Annotated in this window: 2 protein-coding genes; both read left to right on the forward strand. The window is 44.4% G+C overall.

Features of this window, described 5'->3' with window-relative positions:
* The coding region (locus tag A3739_RS25620; RefSeq protein ID WP_156502842.1) for a DUF2282 domain-containing protein at positions 1-189 on the forward strand (189 nt) is incomplete at its 5' end.
* A 28-nt stretch (positions 190-217) separates the two neighbouring features.
* A partial coding sequence (locus A3739_RS25625; RefSeq protein ID WP_068503247.1) for a DUF692 domain-containing protein occupies positions 218-977 on the forward strand: 760 nt, incomplete at its 3' end.

Raw genomic sequence — 977 nt, forward strand, 5'->3', positions numbered from 1 at the left:
GCGTCTGATGCGGTTGCAGGAAAGCCAGGTTTTGAGAAATGCCAAGGTATTGCCAAAGCAGGTATGAATGACTGTGGTACGAGCAAGCATAGCTGTGCTGGTCAAGCAACGGTTGATGGTGACCCAGAAGAGTGGGTATATGTTCCAGAAGGAACATGTAAAAAAATCGTTGGCGGTAAAGTGAAGTAACATTTTGCAGCGTACTGGACTAAGAGCAATGAACTCAGCTTCCCCTTTCTCTTCGCTTGAAGGCCTTGGTCTTGGTCTACGTTCGCAGCATTATCAAGACATACTCTCTGGACAGAATCATCCTCAATGGTTTGAAGCGCTAACAGATAACTATATGGGTGACGGAGGTTTACCTCTTCAATATCTGTCGCAAATAGCAGAACGCTTTCCCATCACCTTTCATGGTATCGGTTTATCTTTGGGTTCCTTAGACCCCTTGAACCAAGATTATCTAAAAAAACTCAAAGCGCTTGTTGATCGTTTTCAGCCAGCACTTGTTTCTGATCATTTATGTTGGACGAGCGCATCAGGTCTTCACGGGCATGATCTTTTTCCAATGCCTTATACAGAGCTTGCGGCAAAACATATTGCTGAGCGTATTGAGCAAGTCCAGGAATACTTAGGTCGCCAAATACTGATCGAGAATGTTTCCAGCTATCTTGAGTTTAAAGACAGTTATTTGAGTGAAGTTGATTTCTTGTGCGAAGTACTTGAGCGCGCAGACTGTTTGTTGCTGTGCGATATCAACAATATCTACGTGAGTGCTCAGAATCATCAGTTTGATGCTAAAGATTATTTGGCGCGACTATCGGCAGATCGCGTGAAGGAATTACACCTAGCAGGGTTTGAAGACCAGGGTACACATTTACTTGATACACATGGCGCCCAGGTACATGACGATGTTTGGAAGCTTTATGAAGAGGCGCTCAAGCGCTTTGGCTCTGTGCCTACATTGATTGAATGGGATA

Source organism: Oleiphilus sp. HI0067, from assembly GCF_001635735.1.